The following is a 23,310-nucleotide window of genomic DNA, read 5'->3' on the forward strand; positions in this document are numbered from 1 at the left end:
AGCACGATCCTGGGCCTGTAGCTCATCTGGTAGAGCATCCGTCTTGCACACGGAAGGTGGTCGGTTCGAGTCCGATCGGGTCCACGCATGGTGATGTAGCTCCGCCGTCTCGCCGTGGCCCAGCTGGTAGGGGCGCCTCGCTGATAACGAGGAGGGCGCAGGTTCGAACCCTGCCGGCGAGACCATGCCTCTGTAGCTCAGTGGAAAGAGCGTCCGGCTACGAACCGGAAGGTCGCAGGTTCGACTCCTGCCAGGGGTACGCAAGAATGCCGCCCAGCCAATGGGGCGGCGAACCACCTGTGGAGGAGGAGCCAGCCGATGTGGTGACGGCACCCCGTTCGAAGCGGGACGAGCTCAACAGCCTTGGGGGTTCGACTCCCTCCTCCTCCGCACTCCACGGAGACGCCAGCCGATTGGTGCCGGCCGCGGCCTTGAAAGCCGTCGGGGTTCACGCCCGTGCGCGTTCGACCCGCGCCGTCTCCGCCACGCGCCGTTAGCTCAGTCTGGTCAGAGCAGGGGCCTCTTAAGCCTCGGGTCCACAGTTCGAATCTGTGACGGCGCACATCTTCCCCGGATCAAGCGGCTACGAGCCCGACCCGGGGACGATCTTCTCCCGGTAGCTCAATGGACGAGAGCAGCGCGGTCCTAACGCGCGGGTTGCGGGTTCGAGTCCTGCCCGGGAGACGTCACGCGCCGTTAGCTCAGCGGGTAGAGCTGCCGCCTTTTAAGCGGAGGGTCCGGGGTTCGAGTCCCCGACGGCGCACGTGCGGGGTAGAGCAGTTCTCCAGTGCTCGCGGGCCTCATAAGCCCGAGGTCGCCGGTTCGAATCCGGTCCCCGCTCCCGTTCCGGTAGCTCAGCTTGGTAGAGCGCCGCCTCGACAAGACGGAGGTCCCTGGTTCGAGTCCAGGCCGGAACACGCAAGCTGCCTCACCGTCGACTAGGGGACGTGGGTTCGAATCCCACCCAGGGCACGGGCAACATGTCGATCCGGCGTCGCCCAATAGGCAGGGCAGCGGACTGTTAATCCGTACGGTGGTGGTTCGAGTCCACCCGCCGGAGCGAGGAGGAGCCGGCTGGCTACGGACACGCCGTTGGAAGCGGCGTACACCCTGACCGGGGTGTCGTGGGTTCGAATCCCACCTCCTCCGCACCGACCCGAGTCGTTGGCGCGGGTTCCATCACCGCCGTGGGTACCCACCCCACGGTTTCGCCTGTGTAGCTCAATCCGGAAGAGCGCCGTCCTTACAAGACGGAGGTTGGGGGTTCGAATCCCTCCGCGGGTACGCACGACACCCATGGTGGCTGTAGCTCATCAGGTCATCGGTCAGTCACCCTCGCGCGGGCGCGCCGACGTGGGAGAGTCGGGCCTGGCTGTAAACCAGGTGCCTTGCTGAGGGGGTTCGAATCCCTCCGCCCGCACTCCACACCACCGAAACCGGGGGTGTCGTGTCGTACCCCTGAGGCATACTCCGCGGGATGACGCCGCTGACGATCATCAAGGGTGACGCGACCAGCCCGCAGGCCAAAGGGCCGAAGATCATCGCTCACGTCTGCAACGACATCGGCGGCTGGGGCAAGGGCTTCGTTCTGGCGGTTTCGCGTCGCTGGCCGGCACCGGAACGCGACTACCGCGCCTGGCACCGCGGCCGCGCCGGCAACGACTTCGCTCTCGGCGCCGTCCGGCTCGTCCAGGTGCGACCGGACACGTGGGTGGCCAACCTGGTCGGCCAACACGGCATCCGACGCGGGAGCAGCGGCCCACCGATCCGCTACGACGCCATCGAGCGGTGCCTCGCGACCCTCGCCGACCACGCGCTCCAGCTGGGCGCGTCGGTGCATATGCCCCGTATCGGCTGCGGCTTGGCCGGCGGCCGGTGGGAGCGCATCGAACCGCTCATCGTGTCGACGCTGAGCGTCCAGAACATCCCGGTGACCGTCTACGACCACGACTGACACCGGGGTCCGTCCGGCGAGGGTGAGGTATTCGGCATGGACAGTGCACTGTCGCCGCCGGTCTGGCTGCTCGACGTCGACGGCGTCGTCAACGCCACCCGTCCCGGCTGGCACGCCGCACCCCGCCGGGCGCACGTCTACTCGCCGCGCGACCACTACGACTACCAGCTACGGTGGGCGCCGGCGCTCGTCGACCGGCTCCGGCATCTGCACGCCGACGGAACGGTGGAGCTGCGCTGGTGCACCACCTGGTGTTCCGAGGCCCACCTGCTGGAACGGCTGTGGCACCTGCCGCCCCTGGTCCGAGCGCCGGCACCCGACCCGGCGCCTCGCGGCGCCGCGTCGCACCCGTGGAAGCTGGCCGCCGCCCGCCAGGTCCTCGCTGCCGACCGGGCACTGATCTGGGCGGACGACGAGGCCATACCCCTCGACGGTCCGGTCTTCCGAGAGTTGACCGCCGACGGGCGGGCGCTGCTTATTGCCCCGTCTTCCCGGCGGGGCCTTCAGCCGGAGGACCTGGATGCCGCCGAGGCGTTCGCCGCCCGGCATGTTCACCGCGGCTGATCGCTGTGGTGGGTCTCTGCCTTCGTAGCTCAGTGGAGAGAGCGCGACGTTCCGAGCGTCGAGGTCGCTGGTTCGAGTCCAGCCGGGGGCGCTTATCCGTCTCGCACCGCGCGCGGACATTTTGGAGGCCGCCGGAGTGCATGCCATCTGCTGAAGCCCGCCGCCCCTTGTCGGCGATGTCTACCTTTCACCCTCCCACCTTGGTCGATCGGACGGTTAGCGTCATCGATGGGGTTTTTCGTCATGTCTGCCGTTGACCGGCCGGACCGATGAGACAAGAGTTGTCGCTGCGGGGGCTTGTCGTGATGGGCTAGTCCGTCGCAAGGAGAACTCCGTGGTCATGGATGAGCAGTCAGCCCACTTGTCTGTCGCAGTGCCGGGGCCGGCTTCCCCCGCCTGCGGAGGGATAACACACCGCTACGTGAGCCGAACTCCATGACGACGCTTCGAGCGTGGGACTGTCGACAGTCGGTGATGCCGAGACTGTTCGCGATCGTGGCCGTGACAGCCGACGTGCTGACGGTCGTTGTCTCCGGTGAACTCGATGCGGCGAACCGCATGATCGTCCTGGATGCTCTGCTCGACGCCTTCTCCGAAAGCAAGCCTCGGCATGTCGTCGTCGACCTCTCCGCCCTCGGTTTCTGTGACTCGGCCGGTGCTCGCGTCCTTGGATGCGGTCAACAACTGGCCCTGTCACACGGGGCGTCCTGGCGGATATGCAACCCGCAACCGCATGTGGAATGGCTCCTGCGGATCGTCCGGCCCGGTCTCTTCACCGTCGCCACCGTGGCGAACTCGAACCGTGGTCACTAGCGGTCGCAGGTCACGGACATGCGCGCCTAGGTTTGCGCCGACCGTGACGGTGGGGCGCTGCCGCCCTGCGGCTCGGTGGCCCGCATGAGTTCGGCAATGGCCTCCCGGTCCGCCTCGGATGGCAGGCCCCAGTCGGGCCGGTAGCCGTACACCTGGTCCAGGCCGGTGGCCGCGGTGCGACCGTCGAGGATCTCCACCGAGCCGGTGCCGATCAGGCCGGGGTGTTCGACGCCGCATGCCTCGGCGACCTTGAGGAGGTCCCGGCGCAGCGTCTTGACGTAGTTGGCGGCGCGTACGGATTTGAGCGCGGGGTCCAGCCCTCGGGTGAGCCAGCGGTTCTGGGTGGCGACGCCGGTCGGGCAGGTGTCGGTGTGGCACTTCTGTGCCTGGATGCAACCGATCGCCAGCATCGCCTCGCGGGCCACGTTGACCATGTCGCAGCCGAGCGCGAACGCGACCACGGCGTTGTCGGGCAGCCCGAGCTTGCCGGCGCCGATGAAGACGACCTGCTCGTGCAGGCCGCGTTCGGCGAACATCGCGTACACGCGGGCGAAGCCGACCTGAAACGGCAGGGAGACCGTGTCGGTGAAGATCAGGGGTGCCGCGCCGGTGCCGCCCTCGCCGCCGTCGACCGTCACGAAGTCGACGCCGCGCCCGGTCGTGGTCATCAGCGAGGTCAGCTCGTCCCAGAAGTCGAGGTCGCCGACGGCGGACTTGATGCCGACCGGCAGGCCGGTCTCCGCGGCGAGCAGCTCCACCCAGTCGAGCAGACTGTCGGTGTCGGAGAACTCGGCGTGTCGAGAGGGGCTCACGCAGTCGACGCCCTGCGGGATACCGCGGGTGGCGGCGATCTCCGCGGACACCTTCGCGCCCGGAAGCAGCCCTCCGAGGCTGGGCTTGGCGCCCTGGCTGAGCTTGATCTCCAGCGCCCGGACCGGAGCGTCGGCCACCAGGTCCTTGAGCCGCTGGAGGTCGAACCGGCCGTGCTCGTCGCGGCAGCCGAAGTACGCGGTCCCGATCTGAAAGACCAGATCACCACCGTGCCGATGGTACGGCGACAGCCCGCCCTCCCCGGTGTTCTGCAGGCAGCCGGCCAGCGCCGCGCCTCGGTTGAGCGCCTCGATCGCGTTGCCGGACAGCGAGCCGTAGCTCATGCCGGAGATGTTGACGACCGAGTCCGGCCGAAACGCCCGCTCCCGGCCGCGCGCCGCCCCGAGAACCTTCGCACACGGTACGGACGCCTCATACCCGGACGCCGGCGTGGACCGGGGCACCGCCCGTCCGAACGTACGGTGCTTGATGATCGGATATCCGGAGGTGTACTCGATGTCGTTGTCCGTACCGAAGCCGAAGTAGTTGTTCTCTTTCTTCGCCGACGCGTAAACCCAGCGTCGCTGGTCGCGGGTGAACGGCCGCTCCTCGTTGTTGCCGGCCACCACGTACTGCCGCAGCTCGGGGCCGATCGCCTCGATGAAGTACCGGCCGTGACCGATGACCGGGAAGTTCCGCAGCAGGGCATGGTTGCGCTGCAGGAGATCACGGACGGCGACCACCGCCAGCGCCGACACTGCGGCTACCGTGGCCGCACCGATGCCCCGCCTCATGCCGGATGATATTGCCGCCGCACCGGGCGGCTAAACGCCGAGGCGTCCCTCAAGCCGGGGCGTGCTGGTCGGTTTTGCTGGCGCCCGCGTCGCAGTTGTTGCTCTGACGAGAGACCGAATACTCCCGGTCGTCGCGAGTGATTCCCGAGGGCGCGCCGTCGAAGTAGGTCTCGACCTTTTCGAAGCCTCTGTGCTGTTCGTAGTGCAGATGCGGTGCGCCGGAATCGCCCGTGCTGCCGACGCGGCCGAGCTGTTCTCCTCGCCGCACGTGCTGTCCTTCGCGCACCAGCGGCGGTTCGAGCATGTGAAGGTACTGCGTTTCCCACCTGCGGCCGTGATCGATCCTGACCCAGTAGCCGCCGCCCCGGCCGCGAGGGCCGTCCGGGTTGTCCGGAGTGCGCCCGCCCAGGGTCCCGTTGATCCCGGCGTCGGTGACGGTGCCCGGGGCGGACGCGAGTACCGGACGACCCCACGCCTCGCCCTTGTCGGGAAACAGGTCCACGTCGTTGTCGCCGTGTCCCGGGTAGGTGCCGAGCGTCCAGGTCTCGCCGCACGGCACCGGAAGCTGGAAGGCGGGGCGAGGCCCCGGTGGCAGCAGCATCGGCACGATGATCGTGGCGGCGGCGATCAGGCCGACTCCCAGGATCGCGAGGACGGTGCTGCGGCGTACCCAGGTGCGTGGACGAGCTGTCACCGTCCCCACGATGGCATATCCCGACAATGCCGAGATCAAGTCAGAGTCGCAGAGCCCGTACCGCGGTGGACGACATCGCTGCCAGTTCCGGCCGGGTGGGTAGGAACAGCGTCGTCACGCCCAGTGCCTCATTCATCGCCGCGAGTTCGAACTCGCGGTGGCAATCGGTGGAGTTCCTGACTCCGCGGACAATCACCCCGAAACCGTGGTGTCGGCAGTAATCCACGGTCAACCCGTGCCAAGCGGCCACCGAGACATTTTCCCACTCCGCTGGCAGCAGGCGTTGGATCTCCGTCGCCCGCGCGGCAGTCGTCTGGGACGGCCGTTTGCCGTCGTTGACGGCGACCAGGACGGTGACGTGCTCAAACATGCGGCGCGACCGGTCGACGAGGTCGAAGTGACCCGGTGTGAAGGGATCGAACGTCCCGGGGTAGACCGCTCGGGCCGAGCCGAGCCCGCCGTCAGAAGCTTGAGTCATCGGCACATACTATCCTAGTGCTAGAGTATGCAGGTGACGTTGACCCCCGCTGAGCTGACTGTGTTGGGACTGGTCATCGAGCGGCCGCAGCACGGGTACGACCTGGAGCAGGTGATCGAGCAGCGCGGCATACGGCAGTGGACCGATATCGGGTTCTCCTCGATCTACTACCTGCTCACCAAGCTGGAGCAGCGCGGCCTGCTCCATGTCCCGCAGGCTCCGGCCGCCGCGAAGTCCCGCCGCGTCTTCCATGCCACCGCCGAGGGCCGCGAGGTTGCGGCACGCAACGCGCTGGCCTTCGTCGCCGAGGCGCGGCCCGTCCCGCATCCACTGTTGGTCGGCGTCGCCAACCTGTCCCTGCTCTCGACGCAGCAGTACGCGCAGGCGCTGCGCACCCGGCTGGCGCAGATCGAAGCCCGGATCGCCGCGGTCCGGGCCGCCCGGGTCGTGCAGCAGGAACAAGCCGTTCTCCCGCTCGCGGCGCGTGAGGTGTTCTCCTACTCCCTGAGCCTCATGGAGGCGGAAAGGCAGTGGCTCGCCACCCGAGCCCAGGTGCCCGCTGATGAACCAGACTGACGCCAAGACCGACTTCAAGAAGACCCTCGACGCCTACCAGGCGCAACGGGGCCGGTTCCGGATATTCGACGTACCCGACATGCGGTACCTCATGGTCGACGGTCACGGCGACCCCAACACCTCGCCCGCCTACACCGAGGCGGTCGAGGCGCTCTACCCGGTGGCCTACAAGCTGAAGTTCGCCAGCAAGCGAGATCTCGGGCGCGACTACGTCGTTCCGCCGCTGGAAGGTCTGTGGTGGGCCGAGGACATGGACTCCTTCACCACCGTGCGGGACAAGTCACGGTGGGAGTGGACGCTGATGCTCATGGTGCCGGACTGGATCGACCAGACAATGGTCACCGCCGCCGTCGAGCAAACCGCGGCGAAAGACGTACGCCTCCAGGCGCTGTCCGAGGGGCGGTGCGTGCAGACGCTGCACGTCGGTTCCTTCGACGACGAGGCCGAGGTGCTCGCGCAACTGCATCATCAGTTCATCCCTGACCACGGCCTTCGCATGAGCGGCACCCACCACGAGATCTACCTCAGCGACTTCCGCAGGGTCGCACCCGACAAGCGGCGCACGATTCTCCGGCAGCCGGTCACCGTCGACAGTCAGGTGTGAGCGGCGATATCGGGGCGGTTTTGCGCGTCAGGGAGGTTAGGCTAACCTAACCGCGTGTTCAGAGCTGATGACGTGCCGGTGGGTCTGCGTGGTGACCGCCTGGATCTGGGATATCACGGCAAGTCGGTCGTCCACGCCGCCTCGATCACGCTCGCGGCCGGCGCCGTGACCGCGCTCGTCGGCCCGAACGGCAGCGGCAAGTCGACACTGCTGCGCGCCCTCGCGCGCCTGCATCGCCCGACCGGCGGCACCGTGCTGCTCGCCGACGGCACGTCGGCGCTAGCCATGTCGGCCAAGGACCTCGCGCGGCGGGTCACGCTGCTCGCGCAGAGCCGGCCCACCCCGAGCGGGGTCACCGTGCACGACGTGGTCGGGTACGGCCGTCATCCGTACCGCGGCCGGTGGCGGGGCGACGACCCCGACGGACCGCGCGCCGTGGCCTGGGCGATGGACGTCACGGGGGTCGCCGCGATGGCCGGGCGTGCCGTCGACGAGCTGTCCGGCGGTGAGCTGCAACGGGTATGGCTGGCGACCTGCCTGGCACAGGACACGCGGGTGCTGCTGCTCGACGAGCCCACGACCTACCTCGACCTGCGCTACCAGGTGGAGATTCTCGACCTGACGCGGGACCTCGCCGAGGAGCACGGCGTGGCGGTCGGCGTCGTGCTGCACGACCTCAACCAGGCCGCCGCGGTCGCCGACCGGGTCGTGCTGCTGCACGGTGGCGCGGTGCTGGCCAGCGGCGACCCGGTCGAGGTGTTCACCCCACAGCGGCTGAGCACCGCGTATGGCATCCCTGTCGAGGTGGTCACCGAGCCGGACACCGGCCTGGTCACCACCCGCCCGGTCGGGCGGCACAGCCGCCGCCTCTCGACCGTCATCACCAACCCTTCAACGAACGGCAGCGCACCTTCATGACGAAACTCCGTACCCTTGCCGCCTCCGCTCTGGCGGCGGGCCTACTCCTGACGGGCTGCGGCACGACCGAAGAACCGGCCGCCGGCACCAGCGCGGCCCCGGCCGGCGGTGGGCCGGTCACCGTCACCGACAGCCGCGGCAAGGCCATCACGCTCGCCGCGCCGGCCACCAAGGTCGTGGGGCTGGAATGGGGCGAGGTCGAGATGCTGGCGACCCTCGGCGTCGCGCCGGTCGGCGTCGCCGACGTCAAGGGCTTCACCACCTGGAACACCGCGGTCAAGCTCGACGCGGGCGTCAAGGACGTCGGCACCCGCGGCGAGCCGAGCGTCGACTCGATCGCCGCCCTCAAACCCGATCTCGTCGTGATGGGCTCCGACGCCGCCGCGACGCTCGCGCCGCAGCTGGAGAAGTTCGTGCCGGTGCTGGTCACCAAGGGCAGCGACGCCGGCCGCAACCTCACCCGCATGCGTGAGGACTTCACCCTCATCGCGACCGCGGTCGGCAAGACCGACAAGGCCAAGCAGGTGCTCGCCGACTTCGACGCGGCCCTCGCCGCGGGCAAGAAGAAGATCGCCGATGCCGGCGCGGGCGGCCGGCACTTCGCGATCGCCGACGGGTGGAAGGAAGGCAGCACCATCTCGATCCGGATGTTCGGTCAGGGCGCACTGGTGTCCCAGGTCGGCATCGCGCTCGGACTGCAGAATGCCTGGGCCGGCAAGGCCGACCCGGTGTGGGGTCTGGGGCAGACCGACGTCGAGGGGCTCAACGCGCTGAAGGACAAGGACGTCCACTTCTTCTACAACGCCTCCGACGGCACCGACGTCTTCGCCGACGGACTGGGCACGAACGCGATCTGGAAGGCCCTGCCGTTCGTACAAAAGAACCAGCTGCACAAGATGCCCGACGGCATCTGGACCTTCGGCGGTCCACTGTCCTGCCAGCAGTACGTCGACCAGCTCGTCAAGGTCTACGCCCCTTGAGCCAGATCGTCGAGGCGTTCTCGGGGCCGGTCACCGCACCGGCCCCACCCGCGCCGGCGCCGGTGCGGGCGGTCCGCGTCCTGGTGTTGACGGCCGCGGCGGTCGCCGTCGTGCTGCTGCTCGCGGCCGTGCATCTCACCCAGGGCACCAGCGACGTCGGTGCCGCCGAGCTGCTCGGGCTGCTCTTCGGCGGTAGCGACGCCGACACGGTCCGCGTGCTGGTGGCGGCCCGCCTGCCCCGGCTGCTCGCCGCGCTCGCGGTCGGGCTCGCTCTCGGCGTCGCCGGTGCCGCTCTGCAGTCGCTGGCCCGCAACCCGCTCGCGTCACCGGACACTCTCGCCGTCAACGCCGGCGCCCACCTCGCCGTCGTCGCCGCCGCCGCGTTCGGCCTCGCTCTGCCGGTCCTGCCCGCCGGCGGGCTGGCGTTCTGCGGCGGGCTCGCCGCCGCCGGGTTCGTGCTGCTGTTGTCGGCCGGGGGCACCTCCGGTCCCGCCCGGCTCATCCTCGCCGGCTCCGCGACCGCGTTCGCGCTCAACGCGCTCACCGTGCTGTTCATGCTGCTGTTCCAGCGCGAGACCGTCGGCTTCTACGCCTGGGGCAACGGCACCCTCGTGCAGAGCGATCTGCGCGCTGTGACCCAGATGGCGCCCGTCATCGCGCTGGGCGTGGTCGGATGCCTGGTCATCGGCCGCCGGCTCGACATCCTCGCCCTCGGCGACGACACCGCCACCGTGCTCGGCCTGCACGTGCGCCGTACCCGGATGGCCGGCACCGTCCTGGCCGTCCTGCTGTCCGCCGCCGCGGTGACCATCGCCGGCCCGGTCGGCTTCGTCGGCCTGTGCGCCCCGGTCATCGTGCGCCTGCTCGCCCCGCTCGCGCCCGGCCTGCACCGGCATCGGCTGCTCATGCCGTTCTCCGGCGTGGCCGGCATCATCGTCGTGCTCGGCTCCGACATCCTGCTGCGGCAGTTCCTCGGCGGACAGGCAGGCGTCGACGTTCCCACCGGGGTCGTCACGTCGCTGTTCGGCGCGGTCGTGCTGGTCTGGCTCGCCCGCGGGCACCGCGACGCCGGTCCGACCCACGCCGCCGGCACGAGCCCTCTGGCCCGGGTGCGGTCGGTCGCCTTCGTCCGTGTCGTCGTGGTCACCTGTGCCGCCGCACTCGTCGGCGGGACCCTGCTCGGCGTGCTCGCCGGGGACACCTGGCTGCTCACCGGCGACGTGGCCAACTGGCTGAGTGGGCGGGCCGGTCCCGCGGTCACATACGTGCTCGATCAGCGCTATCCCCGCGTGCTGGCCGCGTTGCTGGCCGGAGCCGCGCTGGCCGTGGCCGGCACCACGGTGCAGGCCGTGTGCCGTAACCCGCTCGCCGAGCCCGGCATCCTCGGCGTCACCGCCGGCGCGGGCGTGGGCGCGGTCGCGTTGCTCACGTACGTTCCCCTCGCCGGGGTGTGGGCCATGTCGACGGTCGCCGGCCTTGCCGCGCTGTTCACCTTCGCTCTGGTCTACGCGCTGGCGTGGCGCGGCGGGCTGAGTTCCGACCGGCTCATTCTCGTCGGCGTCGGAGTGTTCACCGCGGGCACCGCCGTCATCACGTTCATCATCATCTCCACCGACCCGTGGAACACCGGCAAGGCGCTCACCTGGCTGTCCGGATCCACGTACGGACGTACCGCGGTGCAGGTAGCCCCGGTCGCGGTGGCACTGCTGTTCCTTACTCCAGCGCTGGCCGGCGTGACCCGGCGGCTGGACCTGCTCGCCCTCGACGACGACACACCCCGGGTGCTCGGCATCCGCCTGGAACGCACCCGCCTGCTCACCCTGGCCGCCGCCGCGCTGCTCACCTCCACCGCCGTCTCCGCGGTCGGCGTCATCGGCTTCGTCGGGCTGGTCGCACCCCACGCGGCCCGCGCCCTCGTCGGCGGCCGGCACCGTCGCGTCCTGCCCGTCGCGGCGCTGCTCGGCGCCCTGCTGGTCAGCCTCGCCGACACCGTGGGACGCACCGTCATCGCACCCGCGCAGGTTCCCGCCGGCCTCGTCGCGGCCATGATCGGCACCCCGTACTTCGTCTGGCTGCTGTGGCGTTCCCGCGCCCGGACGGCCGGGGGAGCCGGGGGATAGGCATCGGATGAAAGAGGGTCCACAGGTGACGGTCGATACGCCGTACCGCTTCTTCAGCGTCCGGGTGGGCGACCTGCGGCGGCTCAGCCCGTCGTTCCTGCGCGTCACGTTCACCGGCGCCGACCTGGACACCTTCGCCGACAACGGCCGGGACCAGCGCATCAAGCTGGTCTTTCCGGCGCAGGTCGGCGGCTACGACGACCTGCCCGAGGGCCCGGACTGGTATCCGCGCTGGCGTGCGCTCCCGCACCAGCGCCGGGCGCCGTTGCGCACGTACACCGTCAGCGCCGTGCGCCCCGCCCGCCGCGAGGTCGACGTCGACCTTGTCCTGCACGGCGACGGCGGACCGGCCTCACGCTGGGCCAACCGTGCCCGGCTCGGCGAGCCCTTGAAGCTGATGGGCCCGGATGTCCGCTTCCCCGGCGACCACGGCGGCATCACGTTCCGCCCACCGCACCACGAGGCGCTGCTGCTGGCCGGCGACGAGACCGCGGTACCCGCGATCGCCTCCATCCTGTCCGGACTGTCACGCACAGCCCGCGGCGAGGTGATCCTCGAAGTACCCCACACCGATGACGCGCTCGCCCTCGATGCTCCCGCCGGCGTCCGGACGACCTGGCTCGCCCGCGGCGGCGCCGCACACGGCACCATGCTCATCCCCGGTGTCAAGGCGGCGGCCGAACGGCTGGCGCCCGCGCCGGCACCATTCGGCGACCACCCGATCGACGACATCGACATCGACGCCGGCATCCTCTGGGAGGTGCCGGACGCACCCGCGGCCACGAGCGGAATTTACGCATGGCTGGCCGGGGAGGCGGGGACCATCAAGCTCCTGCGGCGGTACCTCGTCGCCGAACGGGGCATCGACCGCCGAGCCGTGGCGTTCATGGGCTACTGGCGGGCGGGTCGCGCCGAACAGACCTGACGCGTCCCGCGGCATTCAGGCCGTGATGCAGGGCCAAGTGCCTACAAATCACGGCCGATGCGTGATTCTGGGCAATTGTCTTCATGCAAGCATCATCTCTGCCTAATGTCATGGACGGTCTTGACCAAGAAGCTCAGCGTGTCGTTCGGGCTTGGGGCGTTCACCACCCCGTACGTCTCGTCCCAGCGACTGATCGTGCCCGACCTCCTGGGTCCGGTGCGCGGCGCCGACGAGAAACTCGTCGGCCGCGCCAACAGCCTCGTCGACGGGGCGACCAGGATCGCCGCGCTCGCCGGGCCCGCCGTCGGTGGCGTCCTCATCGCGCTGCTCGGCCCGGGCCGAGGTGCTCTGGATCGATGCCGGGACGTATTTCGTCTCGTTCTTGATCGTGCTCGTCTGCTCGCGGCGACACTCATCACGCGTTTCACATCCCGCCCGATCGCAGACCGCATGTCTTGGCTGCGGTGACCACCACCGAAAACCTCGCTGGGTTCATCGGCTCCGTAGCTGCGGGGCCGGCACTCCAGTTCGCCGGCTCGCGCCTGGTCTTCGCCACCATCGCGATCCTGGCCGGAACGGGCGCCGCGATGTTCGTTCTGGGGTTGCGAGTGAGACCTGACGTCTCACTCGCTTCCACCTGAGCCTTCCGGTGCTGCCGGAGGACGGGATGATCCTCAAGGAGCTCCGGGAGCTGAGGGCGCGGCCTTACTTCAGGTGTCGGTCGAAGAACCGGTTTCCGTCGTCCACCTCGAACCACGGGGTGCCGGTGTGCCCGCCCACATTGGCGTGCAGCGTCTTCTCCCCGCTGCCGAAGGCGTCGAACAGGTCCAGGGCCAGCCGCCGGTCGTTGCCTTCGTCGTCCCACTGCAGCAGGAACAACAGCGGGATGGTGACCTGCCGGGCCTCCTCGCGCAGGGCGCTGGGCACGAAGCCTCCGGCGAAGAAGCCGGCGGCCGCGATGCGCGGCTCGACCACCGCCAGTCGAATGCCGATGGCGGTCATCCCCGAGTACCCGACCGGGCCGCCGATCCCGGGTAGCGACAGGAGGGCGTCCAGGGTGGTCTGCCATTCCGGGACGGCCCGGTCGACCAGCGGGGCGATGAGGGCTTCGAGGATCTCGTCGATCGGCTCGCCCGACTCTTTCGCCCGGCGCAGGTCGGCGCGGATCCGCTCCTCGCCGGCGGAACGGGGGCGGTCGCCGTGCCCGGGGGCGTCGATGGCGGCCACCGCGTAGCCGTACTCCGCCGCGGAGTGCCGGGCGCGGGCCATCAGGCGCGGTTCCCGCGTCCGCAAGCCGCCGTTGTGGCCGATCAGGATCAGCGGGGCCGGGGCCGGAGCGGATCCAGGTGTCCAGAGGGTGCCGGGGATCTCGCCGAGGGTGAATTCGCGTTCGAGGACGCCGTCGTCGAGACGCTGTTCGGAGGTGAATCGCATGGTCGTGCCTTTCGGGAGTGCTCGTGAACGGCGCTCCCGGACGATCTATCGTCCGACCGTGACCCCGGAGGGGAGCACCCACGTCGATACGTTCACGGGTACCACCTCCTCGTCCTGGCACGGTCTCGGGGAAGGTAGCAGTACTCGCCGTGGCCCGCCAACGGCTTTTCAGTCTCGGGACGAGGGAAGGGTGAACACCCTGCTGCGGCGGACGTCCTCCTCCGTGATCAGCATCAGGTCGTCGCGGCCGACCTGGCCGGAGAGCGCGACGAGCCGGTTGGCCTGCCGGAGGCGGGCCCGTTCGAGGGCGTTGCGGACGCTGCGCGCGTTCGCGAAGCGCGGCAACGTGCGCCGACGGTCGAGGTACTCGCCGAACGCCTCCCGTGCCGCCTCGGTGAAGCAGTAGTCGTCCCGGGTGAGCATCAGTTCGGCGATCTCGGCCAGTTCATCCGTGGCGTAGTCCTCGAACTGGATGTGGTGGGCGACCCGCGAGCTCAGTCCGGGGTTCGAGGAGAAGAACGTCTCCATCCGGTCCTCGTAGCCGGCGAAGATGACCACGAGCGAGCCGCGTGCCGACTCCATCTCCTGCAACAGGATCTCGATCGCTTCCTGTCCGTAGTCGCGTTCGTTGTCCGGGCGGTACAGGTAGTAGGCCTCGTCGATGAACAGGACGCCGCCGGCGGCTCTGGCTAGCGCCTCCTTGGTCTTGGGCGCGGTGTGTCCGATGAACTGGCCGACCAGGTCGTCGCGCGTGACCGGGTGCACCCGCGGCGCCCGCAGGTAGTCCAGCGCGTGGAGGATCTCGGCCATGCGGAGCGCGACGGTGGTCTTGCCGGTGCCCGGTCCGCCGGCGAAGCTCATGTGCAGGGAGGGTCTGCTCGCCGAGAGGCCGAACCGTGCGCGGGCCCGGTCCACCATCAGCAGCGCCGCTATCTCGCGGATGCGGCGCTTCACGCCGGCCAGCCCGACCAGTTCCGCGTCGACGGCGGCGAGCACCTCCCGGACCCGCGTGGCCGCCTCGTCCGCCTGCATGTCGACCCTGGCCTGGGGGTCGAGGACCGGCTCCGGCGGGGAGTCGGCGGTCGCGGGGGCGCTTCCCGGCCGGTGCATCGAGAAGCCGGCGCTCACCGGGAGCCGTCACGGCCGTAGCGGGAGCCGCTGGGTGACTCGGTGGCATAGGAATGTACGCCGTACCGCTGCACCCGGTTGTTGCCCTCGGTGCGGTCCAGCCGAAAGCCGGGCTCCTCTGCCGGGCGTTGCACCACGAAGCTCATGGCGGTGGTCTGGCGGCCGAGCTTCGCGTCGTACGCCAGTACCCGGACGTAGTGGTCCGGAAAGGCCGCGCGGCAGTCGTTGATCTCGCGGAGCACGCCGTCGGGTTCGGCGAGGTCGAACATCGGTAGGCCCCACAGCTCCCAATAGACGTTGCGGGGGTGCGGATCGTCGGTGTATTCCACCGAGATCGGCCAGCCGTGGAGCAGCGCGTAGCGGACCTGCGCGGCGATCTCGTCGTCGGTCAGCTCCGGCAGGTAGGAAAACGAACCGTGGCGCAGATACATGTCGGCTCCTAGACGCTTGCCGTGGGTACGGCGTCGGGGGCATCGGTGGCGGCGTAGTCGAACGTCACGTCGCCCCAGGTGGCGAGCGCCGCCTCCAGCGGCCGGTTGCCTCGCGCGGCGGTCCGGAGGATGTCCGGGCCTTCCTTGATGAGGTTGCGTCCCTCGTTGCGGGCCTTGACGACGGCTTCGAGCGCGACCCGGTTGGCCTCGGCGCCGGCCGCTATGCCGAGCGGGTGGCCGATGGTGCCGCCGCCGAACTGCAGGATGACGTCCTCGCCGAGCAGGTCGACCAGCTGGTGCATCTGTCCGGCGTGGATTCCGCCCGAGGCGACCGGCATGACGCCGGGCATGCTCGCCCAGTCCTGGTCGAAGTAGATCCCGTTGCCGTGGTCGGCGGGGACGTGCCCCAAGCGCAGCGTGTCGTAGAAGCCCTTGGTGGTGGCGGGGTCGCCCTCGAGCTTGCCCACGATCGTGCCGGCGTGGACGTGGTCGACGCCGATCAGCCGCGACCATTTGGCGATCACGCGGAAGCTGACGCCGTGCGTCTTCTGCCGCGTGTAGGTGCTGTGGCCGGCGCGGTGCAGGTGCAGCAGCACGCTGTTCCTGCGGGCCCAGTGCGCCATCGACTGCATCGCGGAGTAGCCGACCGTCAGGTCCATCATCACGACGACGCTGCCGAGTTCCTTGGCGAATTCCGCGCGCTCGTACATGTCCTCGACCGTCGCGGCGGTGATGTTGAGGTAGTGGCCCTTGATCTCGCCGGTCTGCGCCATTGCCCGGTTGACTCCCTCCATGGCGTAGAGGAACCGGTCGCGCCATCGCATGAAGGGCTGGGAGTTGATGTTCTCGTCGTCCTTGGTGAAGTCCAGTCCGCCGCGGCAGGCCTCGTACACCACCCGGCCGTAGTTACGCGCCGAGAGGCCCAGCTTCGGTTTGATGGTGGCCCCCAGCAGGGGGCGGCCGAACTTGTTGAGGATCTCGCGCTCCATCACGATGCCGTGGGCGGGCCCCTGGAACGTCTTCACGTACGCCACCGGAATGCGCATGTCCTCCAGGCGCAGGGCCTTCAGCGGCTTGAAACCGAACACGTTGCCGATGATCGACGACGTGAGGTTGGCGATGGAACCCTCCTCGAAGAGGTCGATGTCGTAGGCGACGTAGGCCAGGTACTCGGATTCCCTGCCGGGAACGGGATCCACCCGGTAGCACTTGGCCTGGTAGTGCGTGTTGGCGGTGAGCCGGTCGGTCCACACCACGGTCCAGGTCGCCGTCGAGGACTCGCCCGCGACCGCCGCCGCGGCCTCCACCGGGTCGACGCCCGGCTGCGGGGTCACCCGGAACACCGCCAGCACGTCGGTGTCCTTGGGGCGGTAGTCGGCGTCGTAGTAGCCCATGCTGGCGTAGCTGTGCACGCCTGGGTCCCATCGGTTCGGCTCGGTCACGGCGCCTCCTAGGGTCGGCCCGGCATCCCCGGGCGCACCATCCACACTCGCCGGTTTGCCTTGAAAGGTCTAGCGAGTGTTTGCCGTGGACACATGAGCGAATGCTTGACTACGTTGGGACCGTGACGCCGGCCCGGCTGCGGACCTTTCTCGCGATCGTCGAGCACGGCTCGGCGCGCGCCGCGGCGCAACGGCTGTCGGTGACCGAGTCCGCCGTGTCGGCGGCGCTGGCCGCACTGCACCGCGAGGCCGGCGTCGTGCTGTTCGAGCGGCACGGTCGCGGCCTACGCCTCACCGACTCCGGTCGGATCTTCGCCGGCTACGCGCGGCGCATCCTCGGGCTGATCGACGAGGGACTGAGCGCCGCCCGGCAGAGCGGGGACCCCGAGCGGGGCCGGCTCCGGCTCGGCGCCGTCACCACCGCCGGGGAGTACCTCGTTCCCGGGCTGCTCGCGTCGTTCCGGTCGGTGTATCCGCGGGTCGACGTGACCCTCGACGTCGGCGTCCGCGACCGGGTGTCCGCGCTGCTGGCCGACCACCGGCTCGACATCGTCATCGGCGGCCGACCTGGCCGCGGGTTGACCAGCAGGGCCACCCGACCGAACTCGCTGATCGTCGTGGCCGCGCCGGGTCCGGTGCCGGAACTGTCGACCGCTACCTGGCTGCTGCGCGAGCCCGGCTCGGGAACCCGCGACACCACCCTCGCGCTGCTCGATGCCCTGCAGGTGACGCCGCCGACTCTGGCTCTGGGTTCGCACGGCGCCGTCGTGGCCTCGGCGGTGCTCGGCCTGGGCGTGACGCTGGTGTCCGCCGACGCCGTGACCGGGCACCTGCGGCAGGGAACGTTGCAGCGCGTCGGAGTGCGGGGAACCCCGTTGCGCCGTCCCTGGCATGCCGTCTCCACCGCGACCCCCACCGCCACCGCCGCGCTGTTCCTCGACCACATCACCGACTCCGACGGCGCGGGGGAGTTGGCGTTCAGGCCACGCCGCTGAGCGGTTCCCACACTCACCCCGACGGCCCCCCGTGCGGGTGAGGCCCCCACGGTGTCATCCGGCCTACGGTCGCCAGCAACGCCGAGAGGGGGCCCGCCGTGCCGGAGGCGCACAAGACGCTGACCCGCTACACCATCGAGCAGGAGCACCGGCATCAAGACTCGACCGGTGACTTCTCCGGCCTGCTGAACGCGATCAGCACGGCAGTGAAGATCATCGCGAACCAGGTGAACAAGGGCGCCCTCGTCGGCGCTCCGAAGAACCTCGACGGGATCAGCAACGAGGTGATGATCGGCGAGACGGAGTGGACCGGTCATCTGGCGGCGATGACCTCCGACCGTACGGGGGACATCTATCCGGTCCCGCAGCCGTACCGGCGGGGTAAGTATCTGCTGGCCTTCGACCCGCTCGACGGCTTCACCACCGTCGACGTCGGCATCCCCGTCGGCACCATCTTCTCCATCCTGCGCAGTCCCCACCCGAACGCGCCCGCGAGCACCGCGGACTTCCTGCAGCAGGGCGTCGCGCAGGTCTGCGCCGGATTCGCACTGTACGGGCCGTCGACGGTGCTGGTGCTCACCACCGGAGACGGCGTGGACGGCTTCACGCTGGACCGCGACATCGGCGCGTTCATCCTCACCCATCCGCGCATGCGGATACCGGAGAGCACCGAGGAGTTCGCCATCAACGCCTCGAACGAACGCTTCTGGGAACCACCGGTGAAGCGCTACGTCGCCGAATGCCTGGCCGGCCGTTCGGGTACGCGCGAACGCGACTTCACCATGCGCTGGGTCGCCTGCCTGACCGCCGAGACGTTCCGCATCCTCACCCGGGGCGGCGTCTTCCTCGACCCGGACGACGGCGGCGCGGGACGCCGGCGCCGGCCGCGACTGCTGTACGCGGCGAATCCGATCGCGTTCGTCGTCGAGCAGGCCGGCGGTCTCGCGAGCACCGGACGGCAGCGGCTGATGACCTGCGTTCCCGGCAGCCTGCCGGAGCGGGTGCCGCTGATCTTCGGCTCGCGTCACGAGGTGGAGCGCATCGAGCGGTATCACCGCGACCGCGTCGATCTGCACGACGACGACTTCTCGCTGTTCAACACCCGCTCGCTTTTCCGTCCGTGACGCATCCCGAGGGGCCACGCCTTGTCAGTCAGACACCCCGTTGTCGCCGTCACCGGCTCGTCCGGCGCCGGCACCACGTCGGTCACCAGGACGATGCAGCAGATCTTCCGCCGGGAGGAGATCGCGCCCGTGATGGTCGAGGGCGACTCGTTCCACCGCTACGACCGGGCCCAGATGCAGGCCGAGATGACTCGGGCGGAAGCCGAGGGCAACCGTCACTTCTGCCACTTCGGCCCGGAGGCCAACCTTCTCGAGGACCTGGAGAAACTCTTCCGCGGCTACGGCGAGAACGGGTCCGGCAGGATCCGCAGATATCTGCACGACGAACAGGAAGCGGCGCCGTACGGTCTCCAGCCGGGCACCTTCACCGCGTGGGAGGACATCCCGGCCGGCACCGACCTGCTCTTCTACGAGGGGCTGCACGGTGCGGCCGTCAGCGACAAGATCGATGTCGCGCGGCACACCGACCTGATCGTGGGCGTCGTACCCATCATCAACCTCGAGTGGATCCAGAAGCTGCACCGGGACCGGACCGCTCGGGGCTACAGCAGCGAGGCGGTCGTCGACACGATCCTGCGCCGGATGCCGGACTACCTGAACTACATCTGCCCGCAGTTCTCGCGGACGCACATCAACTTCCAGCGGGTGCCCACGGTGGACACGTCCAATCCGTTCATCGCCCGCTACATTCCGACGGCCGACGAGAGCTTCCTGGTCATCCGGTTCGCGGACCCCACGGGAATCGACTTTCCGTACCTGCTGGCGATGCTGCACGACTCGTTCATGTCGCGACCCAATATCATCGTCGTACCCGGTGGAAAGATGGAGCTGGCGATGCAGCTGATCCTGACGCCGATGGTCTTGCGGCTGATGGAGCGAAGACGTCGGGCCTAGAGCACAGTGGGTCTAGAGCACAGTGGGTCTAGAGCACATTGGGTACGGTCACCTCCACCGTGGTGCCCGCCCCCGGCCGCGACTTGACGCGCAGTCGGCCGCCGAGCAGGTGCACGCGTTCCGCCATGCCCGTCAGCCCGTAGCCGGAGCCGGGGCTGTCCGGCGGATCGAACCCCGTCCCGTCGTCCGTGACGCTGAGGATGACCATGTGGCCGTGCTTGGCCAGGCGGATCACGGCGCTGCCCGCCCCGGAGTGCTTGACGACGTTCTGCACCGACTCCTGGGCGATGCGGAACAGCGAGGTGCTCACATGCTCGGGCAGCGCGAACTCCGCGGCGTCCACCTCGATGCTCAGGCCGGGCACGCCGCGCGCCATGCTGGCCAGGCCGGCCGCCAGCCCCAGGTCGTCCAGGACCGGGCTGTGCAGCCCGGTGATCGCGCTGCGCGTCTCGTCGAGCGCCAGGTCGGCCAGCGACCGGGCCGCCGCCACCTGCTCGGCTACGAACCCGACGTCACCGTCGCCGAGCGCGACGTCCGCCGCGGACAGATGGAAGGACAGGCTCGCGATCGCCTGGGTCACCCCGTCGTGCAGATCCGCGGCCACCCGCCGGCGTTCCGCCTCCTGGGCGGCGACGGCGCCGGCGACGACCGTGTCCCACTCGTCCCGGTAGTCGCGCATCGTCGTCAGCGCGGCCGCGACGCAGACGCGCAACCCGACGAGGTCCGCCACCCGCTGCGCGGCGTCCAGATCGGACGGGCCGAACTCGCGTCGGGTGCGGCTGTGCAGGGCCAGCACGGCGGAGCTGCCGCCACCGGGCACCCGCGCCGGGACGTACAAACGCGACACGGACTGCCCGGGTGCCAGGCCGAGCAACGCGCGGTGCCGGGGGTGGCGCGGATGGTCGTCCATCAGGACGACCGGGATCCCCTCGGCCGCGACCCGGCCGGCGACGCCTGGGCCCGCGGGCAGCCGCAGCGGCGCGCCCGCTGTGGGCGGCGCCGGATGGCTGGCCGCCAGCACCAGGTCGCCGCCGTTCTCGACGACGAACGCCAGGCAGCCGTCCGCGCCGAGCGCCTCGGTGAGCAGCTCCGCGACCCGGGTCAGGACGACGGTCAGCTCCGGCTCACGGGTCACCCACCGCACGGCGGCGGCGACGAGCGCGTCCCGGCGTTCCATCAGTGGAACAGGCCCTCCCGCAGCGCGGTCGCGACCGCGCCGCCACGATCCCGGACCTGCAGCTTGCGGTAGAGGCCCCGCAGGTGGGACTTCACGGTGTCGTCGCTGACGACCAGCCGGGCCGCTATCGCCTTGTTCGACAGCCCGCCGACCAGCAGGGCGAGCACCTCGCTCTCGCGCTGGGTGAGGCCGAGCCGGGCGCCCGGCCAGAACTCGCCCTTCTGCAGGTGCGCGGCGGACGTGGCGATCCGGCCGGCGAGGCTGGGATCGATGACGACCTCCCCGAGACTCACGTTCTCCAGGTGGCGCACCAGCTCGTGCGCGTCCAACCGCTTGAGCAGGTAGCCCGCCGCGCCCGCCCGCAACGCCTGGTAGAGGTACTGCTCGTCGTCGTAGACCGTCAGGAAGACCACCTTGGCCCGGGCGTCGACGTCACGGATCGCCTTGCAGACGTCGAGCCCGCTCGCCCGGCGCAGCCGTACGTCGCACAGCACGATGTCCGGCCGATCGTCGGTGACCGCGCGCACCGCGCACGGCAGCTCGCTCGCCGTCCCGATGACCTGCACCCGGTCGGGGAACCGGGACAACATCGCGGACACGCCGTGCAGCACCATCTCGTGGTCGTCGACCAGGAGAACGCGGATCGGCGGCATGGCTCCACCGTAGCGGCCTTCGCTGCCGCATTCAGCTTCGTCCATGGATCGCGTGCGCGCGGTCGGTACCGTCGACCGGCCAGCACATCGCCGACTTCAAGAGGATCCGTGCCGATCGTCCACCGCGCCCGCGCGTTCTTCCTGCTCTTTCCGCTCCTCATCGGCACCGCCGCGTGTGAGCCGGATCCCCGGCCGGGCCCGTCCGGCGCCGCGCCGCCGCCCGGCCGGGTGGATCTGCTCGCCGGGGACTGGAGCCACCTCGCCGGGGCGCGCGTCGAGGCCGACGGCGTGCGCGTCCACGGGCTGGGACGGCAGATCGTGCGCCAGGACGGCACCGGCGGGCAGCCCAATCCGCCGGTCAACCTGCGCGGCCCGCGGCTTCGGGTCAGCGGCGACTTCGAGGTCAGCGCGACGCTGCGTCGTCCGGCGGGCCAGACCGCCTCGCTGTACCTCTACGGCGAGACGCCGATCGTCTACGACGAGTGGCGACAGCACCGGCGGGGGCTGCGCGTCGCGGTTTCCGACCGCGAGCTGCGCCTAACCGCTTGGGACGGCCGTTCCGCCACGCCGGTCACAGACCGCGCCGCGCCGGCCACGCCCTCCTTCACTGTCGCGCTCCAACGCCACGGTCGTGACCTGGTGCTGTCCGCCGGCGACGTACGGGTATCCCTCCCGGACCCGGGGGTGTTCGCCGCCGGCTCCGTCACATTCGGCGTCGACGCCGACCCCGAGCGGCCCGACTGGACCCTGACGGCGCTGGCGGCCACGGCCCGCGACGGCGGCAGCGTCACGACGCACGACACCCCGATGGCGGGCCCACCGACGCCGCCGGACGCCCTGCGCGCGCTGGCCGACGCCGCCGGCCGTCGGATCGGGGCCGCGATGGCGGCCGCGCCGCTGATGAGCGACGGCGACTACCGCGCCCTCGCCGCCACCCAGTTCTCGATGCTCACCACGGAGAACGACCTCAAACCCCAGTTCGTGCACCCGCGGCCGGACACCTACGACTTCACCGAGGGTGACCTGTTGGTCGACTTCGCGGCCGCTAACCACCTGACCGTGCACGCGCACACCCTGGTCTTCGGCGAGGCCAACCCACGCTGGATGCGGCAGGTCCCACCGGCCGGCCGCGAACGCGTCATGACCGACCACATCACGACCGTCGCCGGCCACTACCGGGGACGGGTGGCGGAGTGGGACGTCGTCAACGAGCCGTTGTCCCCCGACGACGACGGCCCCGACGGCGGCCCCGGCCTGCGCGAGCACCTGTGGCAGCAGGCCATGGGGGAGTCCTACATCGACAAGGCGTTCCACGCGGCCCGCGCCGCCGACCCCGCGGCGAAGCTCTACCTCAACGAGTTCGGCGCCGAGGCCGACGGCCCCCGCTGGGACGCCCTGTACGCCCTGGTCGCCCGCCTCAAGAAGCGAGGTGCGCCCATCGACGGGGTCGGCTTCCAGACCCACGTCCACGAGGCCGGCGACCACATCGACCCCGGCGTGCTCCGGTCCCACATCGCCGACCTCGCCCGGCTCGGCGTCTCCGCACGCATATCCGAGATCGATGTGTACGGCGAATCCCCGCGCACCCAGGCCACCCAGTACGCCGGCGCGCTCGGCGCCTGCCTGTCCGAGCCGACCTGCACCTCGTTCACCACCTGGGGCATCACCGACCGCTACGGTTCCACCGCCGAGCACGACAGCTACCCCCTCGAACCGGGCGACGAACTGCTGTGGGACGCGGACCTGCGCCCGAAACCCGCCGTCGACGCCCTACGGGACGTGCTGTCGGCGGCCCGTTAGCC

Annotated in this window: 24 protein-coding genes and 15 tRNA genes; 30 read left to right on the forward strand and 9 right to left on the reverse strand. The window is 70.1% G+C overall.

The genetic code is table 11. From position 1 onward, the window contains the following. Nucleotides 1-11: 11 nt before the first annotated feature. From AB0M36_RS17435 to AB0M36_RS17520, 18 genes are all read left to right on the forward strand, one after another. Nucleotides 12-84, forward strand: a tRNA-Ala gene (locus AB0M36_RS17435). Between the two features lie 24 nt (nt 85-108). After that, nucleotides 109-185: transfer RNA gene (locus tag AB0M36_RS17440), tRNA-Ile, on the forward strand. A 1-nt stretch (nt 186) separates the two neighbouring features. Continuing rightward, nucleotides 187-259: transfer RNA gene (locus AB0M36_RS17445), tRNA-Arg, on the forward strand. A 42-nt stretch (nt 260-301) separates the two neighbouring features. Further along, nucleotides 302-390 (forward strand) — tRNA-Ser (locus AB0M36_RS17450). Between the two features lie 8 nt (nt 391-398). Next, nucleotides 399-486, forward strand: a tRNA-Ser gene (locus AB0M36_RS17455). A 1-nt stretch (nt 487) separates the two neighbouring features. Then, nucleotides 488-562, forward strand: a tRNA-Lys gene (locus AB0M36_RS17460). A 48-nt stretch (nt 563-610) separates the two neighbouring features. Continuing rightward, nucleotides 611-684, forward strand: a tRNA-Arg gene (locus AB0M36_RS17465). A 6-nt stretch (nt 685-690) separates the two neighbouring features. Further along, nucleotides 691-763 (forward strand) — tRNA-Lys (locus tag AB0M36_RS17470). Nucleotides 764-765: 2 nt separating this feature from the next. Continuing rightward, nucleotides 766-841: transfer RNA gene (locus AB0M36_RS17475), tRNA-Met, on the forward strand. 2 nt (nt 842-843) lie between these two features. Next, nucleotides 844-917: transfer RNA gene (locus AB0M36_RS17480), tRNA-Val, on the forward strand. A 70-nt stretch (nt 918-987) separates the two neighbouring features. Continuing rightward, a tRNA-Asn gene (locus AB0M36_RS17485) sits at nt 988-1,060 on the forward strand. A gap of 3 nt (nt 1,061-1,063) precedes the next feature. Next, nucleotides 1,064-1,149, forward strand: a tRNA-Ser gene (locus tag AB0M36_RS17490). Nucleotides 1,150-1,210: 61 nt separating this feature from the next. Further along, nucleotides 1,211-1,284, forward strand: a tRNA-Val gene (locus AB0M36_RS17495). Between the two features lie 55 nt (nt 1,285-1,339). Further along, nucleotides 1,340-1,420 (forward strand) — tRNA-Tyr (locus tag AB0M36_RS17500). 57 nt (nt 1,421-1,477) lie between these two features. Next, nucleotides 1,478-1,954, forward strand: coding sequence for a macro domain-containing protein (locus AB0M36_RS17505; protein ID WP_364158323.1), 477 nt, complete (start codon nt 1,478-1,480; stop codon nt 1,952-1,954). A gap of 36 nt (nt 1,955-1,990) precedes the next feature. Further along, entirely contained in the window at nt 1,991-2,518 is a 528-nt protein-coding gene (locus AB0M36_RS17510) for a hypothetical protein (RefSeq protein WP_364158326.1), read from the forward strand. Nucleotides 2,519-2,536: 18 nt separating this feature from the next. Continuing rightward, nucleotides 2,537-2,609, forward strand: a tRNA-Arg gene (locus AB0M36_RS17515). 383 nt (nt 2,610-2,992) lie between these two features. Continuing rightward, entirely contained in the window at nt 2,993-3,331 is a 339-nt protein-coding gene (locus AB0M36_RS17520; protein ID WP_364158329.1) for an STAS domain-containing protein, read from the forward strand. A 26-nt stretch (nt 3,332-3,357) separates the two neighbouring features. Here AB0M36_RS17520 and AB0M36_RS17525 read toward each other — a convergent pair whose 3' ends face one another. From AB0M36_RS17525 to coaD, 3 genes are read right to left on the reverse strand one after another with little or no spacing between them, the layout of a single operon-like run. Then, nucleotides 3,358-4,935 carry an FMN-binding glutamate synthase family protein gene (locus AB0M36_RS17525; RefSeq protein ID WP_364158332.1) on the reverse strand — a complete coding sequence of 526 codons (1,578 nt, stop codon included), beginning with the start codon at nt 4,933-4,935 and terminating at the stop codon, nt 3,358-3,360. A gap of 49 nt (nt 4,936-4,984) precedes the next feature. After that, nucleotides 4,985-5,629, reverse strand: a complete 645-nt coding sequence (locus tag AB0M36_RS17530; RefSeq protein WP_364158335.1) for a M23 family metallopeptidase — start codon at nt 5,627-5,629, stop codon at nt 4,985-4,987. Nucleotides 5,630-5,669: 40 nt separating this feature from the next. Continuing rightward, nucleotides 5,670-6,107, reverse strand: a complete 438-nt coding sequence (gene coaD, locus AB0M36_RS17535; RefSeq protein ID WP_364158338.1) for a pantetheine-phosphate adenylyltransferase — start codon at nt 6,105-6,107, stop codon at nt 5,670-5,672. A gap of 33 nt (nt 6,108-6,140) precedes the next feature. On the opposite strand from coaD, the gene AB0M36_RS17540 reads away from it, so the two are divergent. The 8 genes from AB0M36_RS17540 to AB0M36_RS17575 all read left to right on the forward strand — a co-directional run bounded on the left by AB0M36_RS17540 (nt 6,141) and on the right by AB0M36_RS17575 (nt 12,871). Further along, a complete protein-coding gene (locus tag AB0M36_RS17540) occupies nt 6,141-6,683 on the forward strand; it encodes a PadR family transcriptional regulator (RefSeq protein ID WP_364158341.1) in 543 nt (180 codons plus the stop codon). Beyond that, nucleotides 6,670-7,287, forward strand: a complete 618-nt coding sequence (locus tag AB0M36_RS17545) for a GyrI-like domain-containing protein (protein WP_364158344.1) — start codon at nt 6,670-6,672, stop codon at nt 7,285-7,287. Before AB0M36_RS17540 ends, AB0M36_RS17545 begins: the two co-directional genes overlap by 14 nt. A gap of 54 nt (nt 7,288-7,341) precedes the next feature. Further along, nucleotides 7,342-8,205, forward strand: coding sequence for an ABC transporter ATP-binding protein (locus AB0M36_RS17550; protein ID WP_364158346.1), 864 nt, complete (start codon nt 7,342-7,344; stop codon nt 8,203-8,205). Next, on the forward strand, nt 8,202-9,185 hold the full coding sequence (locus tag AB0M36_RS17555; protein WP_364158348.1) for an iron-siderophore ABC transporter substrate-binding protein: 984 nt from the start codon (nt 8,202-8,204) through the stop codon (nt 9,183-9,185). Before AB0M36_RS17550 ends, AB0M36_RS17555 begins: the two co-directional genes overlap by 4 nt. Then, complete coding sequence (locus AB0M36_RS17560) at nt 9,182-11,305, forward strand: iron ABC transporter permease (RefSeq protein ID WP_364158350.1); 2,124 nt, start codon at nt 9,182-9,184, stop codon at nt 11,303-11,305. The genes AB0M36_RS17555 and AB0M36_RS17560 overlap by 4 nt, the downstream gene beginning before the upstream one ends. A 25-nt stretch (nt 11,306-11,330) precedes the next feature. Then, nucleotides 11,331-12,230, forward strand: a complete 900-nt coding sequence (locus AB0M36_RS17565; RefSeq protein ID WP_364158352.1) for a siderophore-interacting protein — start codon at nt 11,331-11,333, stop codon at nt 12,228-12,230. A gap of 105 nt (nt 12,231-12,335) precedes the next feature. Then, on the forward strand, nt 12,336-12,698 hold the full coding sequence (locus tag AB0M36_RS17570; protein ID WP_364158354.1) for a hypothetical protein: 363 nt from the start codon (nt 12,336-12,338) through the stop codon (nt 12,696-12,698). Beyond that, nucleotides 12,695-12,871, forward strand: coding sequence for a hypothetical protein (locus AB0M36_RS17575; RefSeq protein WP_364158357.1), 177 nt, complete (start codon nt 12,695-12,697; stop codon nt 12,869-12,871). The genes AB0M36_RS17570 and AB0M36_RS17575 overlap by 4 nt, the downstream gene beginning before the upstream one ends. Before the next feature lie 64 nt (nt 12,872-12,935). On the opposite strand, the gene AB0M36_RS17580 is transcribed toward AB0M36_RS17575, so the two are convergent. The 4 genes from AB0M36_RS17580 to AB0M36_RS17595 form a co-directional block, all read right to left on the reverse strand. After that, entirely contained in the window at nt 12,936-13,664 is a 729-nt protein-coding gene (locus AB0M36_RS17580; RefSeq protein ID WP_364158359.1) for an alpha/beta hydrolase, read from the reverse strand. Nucleotides 13,665-13,832: 168 nt separating this feature from the next. Next, nucleotides 13,833-14,792, reverse strand: a complete 960-nt coding sequence (locus AB0M36_RS17585) for an AAA family ATPase (RefSeq protein WP_364158361.1) — start codon at nt 14,790-14,792, stop codon at nt 13,833-13,835. Then, entirely contained in the window at nt 14,789-15,223 is a 435-nt protein-coding gene (locus tag AB0M36_RS17590; protein WP_364158363.1) for a ribulose bisphosphate carboxylase small subunit, read from the reverse strand. The genes AB0M36_RS17585 and AB0M36_RS17590 overlap by 4 nt, the downstream gene beginning before the upstream one ends. 8 nt (nt 15,224-15,231) lie before the next feature. Beyond that, nucleotides 15,232-16,665 carry a ribulose-bisphosphate carboxylase large subunit gene (locus AB0M36_RS17595; RefSeq protein WP_364158366.1) on the reverse strand — a complete coding sequence of 478 codons (1,434 nt, stop codon included), beginning with the start codon at nt 16,663-16,665 and terminating at the stop codon, nt 15,232-15,234. Nucleotides 16,666-16,766: 101 nt separating this feature from the next. Between AB0M36_RS17595 and AB0M36_RS17600 the strand changes: the two genes are divergently transcribed. The 3 genes from AB0M36_RS17600 to AB0M36_RS17610 all read left to right on the forward strand — a co-directional run bounded on the left by AB0M36_RS17600 (nt 16,767) and on the right by AB0M36_RS17610 (nt 19,678). Next, on the forward strand, nt 16,767-17,660 hold the full coding sequence (locus tag AB0M36_RS17600) for a LysR substrate-binding domain-containing protein (RefSeq protein ID WP_364158369.1): 894 nt from the start codon (nt 16,767-16,769) through the stop codon (nt 17,658-17,660). 98 nt (nt 17,661-17,758) lie between these two features. Continuing rightward, nucleotides 17,759-18,784 carry a class 1 fructose-bisphosphatase gene (locus AB0M36_RS17605; RefSeq protein WP_364158371.1) on the forward strand — a complete coding sequence of 342 codons (1,026 nt, stop codon included), beginning with the start codon at nt 17,759-17,761 and terminating at the stop codon, nt 18,782-18,784. Nucleotides 18,785-18,805: 21 nt separating this feature from the next. Continuing rightward, nucleotides 18,806-19,678, forward strand: a complete 873-nt coding sequence (locus tag AB0M36_RS17610; RefSeq protein ID WP_364158374.1) for a phosphoribulokinase — start codon at nt 18,806-18,808, stop codon at nt 19,676-19,678. A gap of 28 nt (nt 19,679-19,706) precedes the next feature. On the opposite strand, the gene AB0M36_RS17615 is transcribed toward AB0M36_RS17610, so the two are convergent. Continuing rightward, nucleotides 19,707-20,855, reverse strand: a complete 1,149-nt coding sequence (locus AB0M36_RS17615; protein WP_364158377.1) for a GAF domain-containing sensor histidine kinase — start codon at nt 20,853-20,855, stop codon at nt 19,707-19,709. Further along, on the reverse strand, nt 20,855-21,508 hold the full coding sequence (locus tag AB0M36_RS17620) for a response regulator transcription factor (RefSeq protein WP_364158379.1): 654 nt from the start codon (nt 21,506-21,508) through the stop codon (nt 20,855-20,857). The genes AB0M36_RS17615 and AB0M36_RS17620 overlap by 1 nt, the downstream gene beginning before the upstream one ends. A gap of 108 nt (nt 21,509-21,616) precedes the next feature. Here AB0M36_RS17620 and AB0M36_RS17625 point away from each other — a divergent pair, with 108 nt between their 5' ends. Then, nucleotides 21,617-23,308 carry an endo-1,4-beta-xylanase gene (locus AB0M36_RS17625; RefSeq protein WP_364158382.1) on the forward strand — a complete coding sequence of 564 codons (1,692 nt, stop codon included), beginning with the start codon at nt 21,617-21,619 and terminating at the stop codon, nt 23,306-23,308. Nucleotides 23,309-23,310 lie beyond the last annotated feature (2 nt).

Origin of the sequence: Actinoplanes sp. NPDC051346 (assembly GCF_040682215.1) — a bacterium.
In the GTDB taxonomy this organism is placed as follows: Bacteria; Actinomycetota; Actinomycetes; order Mycobacteriales; family Micromonosporaceae; genus Actinoplanes.

Excerpts from the sequence above, each read along its gene's own strand:
- AB0M36_RS17505 (WP_364158323.1), top strand. The coding sequence starts at position 1,478 with ATGACGCCGCTGACGATCATCAAGGGTGACGCGACCAGCCCGCAGGCC.
- AB0M36_RS17510 (WP_364158326.1), top strand. The coding sequence starts at position 1,991 with ATGGACAGTGCACTGTCGCCGCCGGTCTGGCTGCTCGACGTCGACGGC.
- AB0M36_RS17520 (WP_364158329.1), top strand. The coding sequence starts at position 2,993 with ATGCCGAGACTGTTCGCGATCGTGGCCGTGACAGCCGACGTGCTGACG.
- AB0M36_RS17525 (WP_364158332.1), bottom strand. The coding sequence starts at position 4,935 with ATGAGGCGGGGCATCGGTGCGGCCACGGTAGCCGCAGTGTCGGCGCTG.
- coaD (WP_364158338.1), bottom strand. The coding sequence starts at position 6,107 with ATGACTCAAGCTTCTGACGGCGGGCTCGGCTCGGCCCGAGCGGTCTAC.
- AB0M36_RS17545 (WP_364158344.1), top strand. The coding sequence starts at position 6,670 with ATGAACCAGACTGACGCCAAGACCGACTTCAAGAAGACCCTCGACGCC.
- AB0M36_RS17555 (WP_364158348.1), top strand. The coding sequence starts at position 8,202 with ATGACGAAACTCCGTACCCTTGCCGCCTCCGCTCTGGCGGCGGGCCTA.
- AB0M36_RS17570 (WP_364158354.1), top strand. The coding sequence starts at position 12,336 with ATGTCATGGACGGTCTTGACCAAGAAGCTCAGCGTGTCGTTCGGGCTT.
- AB0M36_RS17580 (WP_364158359.1), bottom strand. The coding sequence starts at position 13,664 with ATGCGATTCACCTCCGAACAGCGTCTCGACGACGGCGTCCTCGAACGC.
- AB0M36_RS17590 (WP_364158363.1), bottom strand. The coding sequence starts at position 15,223 with ATGTATCTGCGCCACGGTTCGTTTTCCTACCTGCCGGAGCTGACCGAC.
- AB0M36_RS17600 (WP_364158369.1), top strand. The coding sequence starts at position 16,767 with ATGCTTGACTACGTTGGGACCGTGACGCCGGCCCGGCTGCGGACCTTT.
- AB0M36_RS17615 (WP_364158377.1), bottom strand. The coding sequence starts at position 20,855 with ATGGAACGCCGGGACGCGCTCGTCGCCGCCGCCGTGCGGTGGGTGACC.
- AB0M36_RS17620 (WP_364158379.1), bottom strand. The coding sequence starts at position 21,508 with ATGCCGCCGATCCGCGTTCTCCTGGTCGACGACCACGAGATGGTGCTG.